The sequence below is a fragment of the Acinetobacter sp. 148 genome (genome assembly GCF_031196675.1).
Taxonomy (GTDB): Bacteria; Pseudomonadota; Gammaproteobacteria; order Pseudomonadales; family Moraxellaceae; genus Acinetobacter; species Acinetobacter baumannii.
The window spans coordinates 21,088-27,087 of record NZ_JAVIMT010000061.1; the positions used below are offsets into that span (position 1 = coordinate 21,088).

Consider the following 6,000-nt stretch of genomic DNA (forward strand, 5'->3'; position numbering starts at 1 on the left):
CCAATATAGTAGCACCTGTCTTTACACAAAAAATACAGGATTATTTCGCTGCATAAAAAATAGGCATAATGCAGTGAATTGAGGTGAAATACAGATGGGGCAAGACCATATCGAACAGCATCGCCGTTATATTGTAATTTCTTATGCGTTCATGTTTCTTGCATTGTTTACGGTTATTTTTGCGGCCTTTGCTTATCTGGTCGCTCGTAAAGTAGCTGTTGTGGATGATGCGGAAGTTTGGATTCATGCTCATGCGCTATGGATTATGCGCAATGGTATTCTATTCCTCCTCATGTCAGTTTTTGCTGTGGTCTGGTTTATTCCTCTCTTCTTTTTTGCATGGGATAGCAACCTTTGGGTAACGGCTTCAACAGTTGCTGGTGTAGTTTTTAGTGCTATTGCTTGGTTATTTTTATTAAATGCATGGTTAAAAGGCTTGTCTAAATATTTAAAAAATAAGGCAGTTTTTTAATATATCTGTTTTTTGAAAGTTTTCCCCTTGTAAATTCGGCTAAAGCCCCCCATTTAGTCGGCAATAGAGTATTGATAAAATTTCCGTGAGGAGCACCGCCAAACATGGCTAAACGTGATTATTATGAGGTTTTAGGCGTTTCAAAAACCGCAAGTGATGATGAGATCAAAAAAGCCTATCGTAAATTGGCGATGAAATATCATCCTGACAGAAACCCTGACAATGCCGAGGCTGAAGAAAAATTTAAAGAAGCTTCTGAAGCTTATGAGATTTTATCGGACAGCGAAAAACGCAGCATGTATGACCGTATGGGACATAATGCGTTTGAAGGCGGCTTTGGTGGCGCTGGTGGTGGCTTTGGCGGTTTCAGTGCAGAAGATATTTTTAGCCAGTTCGGTGATATCTTTGGTGGAGCGTTTGGTGGCGGCGGACGTCAGCAACGCCAACGTCGCGGTTCAGATTTACGCTATGTAATGGAACTTACCCTTGAGGAAGCTGTAAAAGGGGTTAAAAAAACAATTACCTTTACTGCTCCAGCACCATGTGATGTGTGTGATGGTAAAGGCTCTAAAAATCCAAAAGATGTAGAAACTTGTAAAACTTGTCACGGTTCAGGACAAGTGCGTATGCAGCAAGGTTTCTTCTCTGTACAACAAACTTGTGGCACATGTCGTGGCCAAGGCAAAATTATTAAAAACCCATGCCATGCATGTCATGGTTCAGGTGTAGCAGATCGTCAGCAAACATTAGAAGTGACGATTCCAGCGGGTGTGGACAATGGTGACCGCGTTCGTTTAAGTGGTAAAGGCGAGGCTATTCGTGATGGTCAAGCTGGTGACTTATACGTTGAAGTGGTTGTTCGTGAACACGAAATTTTCCAACGTGATGGTGCCGACTTATATATGGACGTACCAGTAAGCATTGCTGATGCTGCACTTGGTAAAGAAATTGAAATTCCGACTTTGGAAGGCCGAGTTAGCTTGAAGATTCCTGAGGGAACTCAAACAGGTAAATTATTCCGTTTACGTGGTAAAGGTGTGCGCCCTGTACGTAGCAGTATGGTGGGTGATTTACTTTGCCGTATCGTGGTAGAAACACCGGTTAACCTAACCTCTCGTCAACGTGAATTACTTAAAGAATTACAAGCATCTTTCGATGGTGAAGACAGTGCGTCTTCACCAAAGAAAAAATCTTTCTTTGATCGCTTATTCGATTAATGATTGATTAGATCAGAAATTAAAAAGAAGGCGGATATTGATAAAATATCCGCCTTTTTATTGCGCTGATTCATCTTATTATTTTTATTTTGCTTTAAAGAAAATGACTAGTAATTATTCTGTAGGATGAGCGACATCAATATCATCAACACTTACGTTGAGTTCACTTGATACAACTGGAGCCACTATAGCTTCGACAGTAGCTTGAGGAGCTGGTTGTATAGCTGCTTTTACTGTTTCTTCAGTTTTTTCTTCAATGATTGGATCAATATCTTCAACTTTAACCTCAGCAGTAGCATCGCTTGTTTGAGCTGTAGGTGTTGCTGCTTGAGTATTTACGTTTGTTGTAATACGTGCTTTAGATAAGCTCTCTAATGTTTCTCCGGGCTGGATTGCAGGCTCTGCAAATGCCACTGAACTTATTATCCCCATAATGGCGATTAGGCCAATAATTTTCGAATGCATGCTGAACTCCTTATAGTCATCTTTTTTTCATTCGTGGCTCAGTAGTGTGCAGATCAATTCTTTAACTTTTGTGAAAACAGATTAAATTCCGGTTCCCTTTAAAAAATATTTTTTACTTTTTATCGTGAGCAAAGAGTTTTGATATAGTAAGCCAATTACGTAAAACAGAAGATTGGGAAGGATTATGTCAGCAGCTCCACGCATTGGTATTTTGGGTGCAGGCGGCCGTATGGGTCGTACACTTATTCAGGCAGTTCAACAAGCAGGCTATCAATTGGCTGCGGCAGTAGAGCGTCCAGAAAGTAGTTTGGTCGGCACAGATGCTGGTGAACTTGCAGGAATTGGTTCAGTGGGTGTGAAGGTTTCAGGAAGCTTGGCTGATGTACTTAAAGATTGCGATGTAATCATTGATTTTACTGCACCAGCTGCAACCGCCCAGCATTTAAAGCTATGTCGTGAAGCTGGCGTGGCTATGGTGATTGGCACCACAGGGATGTCTGATGAGCAAAAGGCTGAATTGGATGAAGCAGCAACGCATACACCTGTTGTATATGCTGCGAACTACTCTGTTGGCGTAAATGTATCAATCAAGTTACTTGAGCTTGCAGCAAAAGTATTTGGCGATACAGTAGATATTGAAGTAATTGAAGCTCACCACCGTCATAAAGTAGATGCACCATCTGGTACTGCATTAATGATGGGTGAAGCAATTGCGGATACGTTAGGCCGTAACTTAAAAGAAGTTGCTGTTTATGGTCGTGAAGGGCATACCGGTCCACGTGATCGTCAAACCATTGGTTTCGAAACCATCCGTGGTGGCGATATTGTAGGGGAACATACGGTCATGTTTATTGGTGAGGGTGAGCGTGTTGAAGTGACTCACAAAGCCACTAACCGTATGAACTTTGCTGCTGGTGCAGTACGAGCTGCTGCATGGGTTGTGGGCCGTGAAGCGCGTAAATATGACATGAAAGATGTTTTAGGGTTGAACGACGTACAGGTGTAAACCATCTGTACACTTCCCATATGTGGCGAGAAAAACAAGATAGAGCAGAACATGAATAAAAAACAAATTGCTTTGACCACTCTTCTTTGCTTAAGCAGCCTCTATACAGGGGCTGCCTCTACAGACAAGGCGAAACTCAGCCTAGACCGTAATCATATTAAAGTGTGGACCTATCAAAAAGCAGATAACCCAGTCTTTCAATATAAAGCGGAAACAACGTTTGATGTACCCCTTGAACGCGCTGTGGCGGTAATTTTAGATGTAGATCGTGCAGCTCAATGGGTGCCTTATATGGGCAAGGTCCAAATGCTTTCTCAGGATGAAAAGAAAGGCGAATTTACTTTATATATGGTGTTAGATTTTCCTTTTCCGCTAAAAGATCGCGATGTAGTGGTTAAAGGAAAAATGAGTAAAGCAGCCAATGGCCTAATTACTATTAAAAATACGGCAGTTAATAGTAACTATCCGATACAACCCGATGTCGTGCGCCTAACACGCTATGAAGGGGACTGGACATTTCAGAAACTTGCCAATAATAAAGTCAAAGTCACCACTAGTGGCTATGCTGATCCAGCGGGTGCAATTCCGTTGAGCTTCGTCAATATGTTTGTTCAACAGCAACCTTATCAGATGCTGCTTAAAATGAAACGGGAAGTAATGAACCCGATTTATGAGCAACCTAAGTTGCCGGAAATTTTAAAATAAATAAGCTAAAAAAAGCGCCTGATCTCAGGCGCTTTTTTTATCAATCTGAACATTGTTGTAAGGTTTGAGCGGGGCTGCTTTCTCGTTTGATTTGGAATAAAACTAATAACAAACCTAATCCCGCCAGTAAGGCACCCGCAAAAGATACTGCACTATAACCCCAACCTAAATCGAGTACTAATGCACCTGCAGCAGCGCCTACTGCATTACCTAAGTTAAACGCACCAATATTCACTGAAGAGGCAAGCCCTGGAGCTTCGTGAGCAACTGACATGACACGCATTTGTAATGGCGGTACTAAAGCAAAGGTTGCTGCACCCCATATCACCAACGCAATGGCTGCTCCAATCTGGCTTTGAGCAAGGATTGGGAAAGTTACCATCATCACAATCAACAGTACCAAGAAACCAATCAGAGTTTTGTTGATGGACAAGTCTGCAAAACGGCCGCCTAAATGGTTACCAATCGAGAAACCGACACCAATCAGCACCAACATGAACGTAATGAAGGTCGGTGAAGCATGTGTAAACTCAGTCAAACTTGGCGCAATATAGGTGTAGAGCGTAAACATTGCACCTGCACCGAGTACGGTAGTGAGTAATGCAAGAACCACAGGGGTACGCGTTAATACTTTTAACTCGGCCTTCACGTTTGGTTTTTGGGCAACCATACCTTGCGGTAATGCTTTCCACAAAGCGAGCATAGTAATAATGCCGAGCACGGAAATCGCAAGGAAAGACATACGCCAGCCAATGTTTTGCCCAACCCATGTTGCTAAAGGCACACCACCAATATTAGCAATGGTTAAGCCCATAAACATGGTTGCCACAGCACTAGCCTGTTTATGCGCTGGGACAATACTCGCTGCCACAACAGAACCAATCCCGAAGAAGGCACCGTGGTTCAGGCTTGTAATGAGACGTGCACCTAATAAGCTCATATAATTTGGCGAAAATGCTGCAATCAGGTTACCGACCGTAAAGATCGCCATCAAAAAAATAAGCGCATTACGTCGTGCAAAACCACCAAACCACAGGGTCATAAACGGTGCACCTAGCATTACGCCAAGTGCATAGCCTGTAATTAACATACCGGCTGTTGGAATTGAAATCCCTAAATCATTAGCGATGTTCGGAAGTAACCCCATTGGGGAAAATTCCGTGGTGCCAATGGCAAAGGCACCAATTGCCAATGCCAATAACGAGAACGCCGTATTTGATTGAGTGTTCATGAGTTTAGTCCCAAACTGGTGCCCATGGCTCTGGGCTAACTTCACGACTGTTACGATCAAGTTCGGCAATCATTTGCATTTCAGCCGCAGTTAACTCGATATCCTGTGCTTTTAAATTACTAATCAGGTTTTCACGTTTAGTCGAAGATGGAATGACTGCAAAACCACGCTGCAATGCCCATGCTAATGCAATTTGCGCTGTCGTTGCTTTATGAGCTGCTGCAATCTCCGCTAAAACAGGGTCTTGAAGCACTTTTCCGTATGCAAGCGTCATGTATGAAGTGACATCAATATTCTTCTCTTGTAAGAAATTCACAAGTTTATGGTTTTGAAGATAAGGACTCAGCTCAATCTGGTTCGTTGCAATATGCTCTACACCAATTGTGTCAATTGCTTGTTGGGTAAGTGCAATATTGAAGTTTGAAATACCAATTTGTTTGGTTAAGCCTTGTTGTTTTGCTTCAAGTAAAAGCTGCATGATTTCAGGAATTGAAACGCCTAAATCTGGTGCTGGCCAGTGAATCAAAGTTAAATCGACATGGTCAGTACGAAGCTTTTGTAAGCTCTCTTTTAAGCTTGGAATAAACTTCTCTTGAGCAAAATTATCTACCCAGATTTTTGTAGTTAAAAACAAGTCCTGACGTGATACGCCACTTTCAGCAATCGCTTGACCAATTGCCGCTTCATTTTCATAGATTTGAGCAGTATCAATTGCACGATAACCGACATCTAGCGCATTTTTAACAGAATCAATCACAGCTTGTTCTTTAAGGCGGAAAGTTCCTAGACCAAAACGTGGGATATTCATGTATTCACCTGAAATTAAATAATTGTTTAACTTGAGGTGCATTTTGCTTTTTTTATTGTTGCGAAAAAATAGATGAATAGGGTGTGTTGACACTTT

General features: G+C 42.0%; 7 protein-coding genes. 4 read left to right on the top strand and 3 right to left on the bottom strand.

The window, feature by feature from the left end; all coding sequences use genetic code 11:
• Positions 1-94: 94 nt before the first annotated feature.
• Entirely contained in the window at positions 95-472 is a 378-nt protein-coding gene (locus tag RFX69_RS10475) for a hypothetical protein (RefSeq protein ID WP_000529425.1), read from the top strand.
• Between the two features lie 104 nt (positions 473-576).
• Positions 577-1,689, top strand: a complete 1,113-nt coding sequence (dnaJ, locus tag RFX69_RS10480; protein WP_001119029.1) for a molecular chaperone DnaJ — start codon at positions 577-579, stop codon at positions 1,687-1,689.
• A 114-nt stretch (positions 1,690-1,803) separates the two neighbouring features.
• On the opposite strand, the gene RFX69_RS10485 is transcribed toward dnaJ, so the two are convergent.
• Complete coding sequence (locus tag RFX69_RS10485) at positions 1,804-2,154, bottom strand: hypothetical protein (protein WP_000555690.1); 351 nt, start codon at positions 2,152-2,154, stop codon at positions 1,804-1,806.
• A gap of 184 nt (positions 2,155-2,338) precedes the next feature.
• On the opposite strand from RFX69_RS10485, the gene dapB reads away from it, so the two are divergent.
• Complete coding sequence (dapB, locus tag RFX69_RS10490) at positions 2,339-3,160, top strand: 4-hydroxy-tetrahydrodipicolinate reductase (protein ID WP_001271389.1); 822 nt, start codon at positions 2,339-2,341, stop codon at positions 3,158-3,160.
• Between the two features lie 51 nt (positions 3,161-3,211).
• Positions 3,212-3,865, top strand: coding sequence for an START domain-containing protein (locus RFX69_RS10495; RefSeq protein ID WP_001036017.1), 654 nt, complete (start codon positions 3,212-3,214; stop codon positions 3,863-3,865).
• A gap of 40 nt (positions 3,866-3,905) precedes the next feature.
• Here the strand turns inward: RFX69_RS10495 and RFX69_RS10500 are convergent, their stop codons facing one another.
• Positions 3,906-5,096, bottom strand: a complete 1,191-nt coding sequence (locus RFX69_RS10500) for an MFS transporter (RefSeq protein WP_001097146.1) — start codon at positions 5,094-5,096, stop codon at positions 3,906-3,908.
• 4 nt (positions 5,097-5,100) lie between these two features.
• Positions 5,101-5,904: a 2,5-didehydrogluconate reductase DkgB gene (gene dkgB / locus RFX69_RS10505; protein ID WP_001025227.1), complete on the bottom strand. Its 804-nt coding sequence runs from the start codon at positions 5,902-5,904 to the stop codon at positions 5,101-5,103.
• Positions 5,905-6,000 lie beyond the last annotated feature (96 nt).

What these genes read in the sequence shown, in the direction of transcription:
- dkgB (WP_001025227.1), bottom strand. Translation starts at nt 5,904, where the DNA reads ATGAATATCCCACGTTTTGGTCTAGGAACTTTCCGCCTTAAAGAACAA.
- dnaJ (WP_001119029.1), top strand. Translation starts at nt 577, where the DNA reads ATGGCTAAACGTGATTATTATGAGGTTTTAGGCGTTTCAAAAACCGCA.
- RFX69_RS10495 (WP_001036017.1), top strand. Translation starts at nt 3,212, where the DNA reads ATGAATAAAAAACAAATTGCTTTGACCACTCTTCTTTGCTTAAGCAGC.
- RFX69_RS10500 (WP_001097146.1), bottom strand. Translation starts at nt 5,096, where the DNA reads ATGAACACTCAATCAAATACGGCGTTCTCGTTATTGGCATTGGCAATT.
- dapB (WP_001271389.1), top strand. Translation starts at nt 2,339, where the DNA reads ATGTCAGCAGCTCCACGCATTGGTATTTTGGGTGCAGGCGGCCGTATG.
- RFX69_RS10485 (WP_000555690.1), bottom strand. Translation starts at nt 2,154, where the DNA reads ATGCATTCGAAAATTATTGGCCTAATCGCCATTATGGGGATAATAAGT.
- RFX69_RS10475 (WP_000529425.1), top strand. Translation starts at nt 95, where the DNA reads ATGGGGCAAGACCATATCGAACAGCATCGCCGTTATATTGTAATTTCT.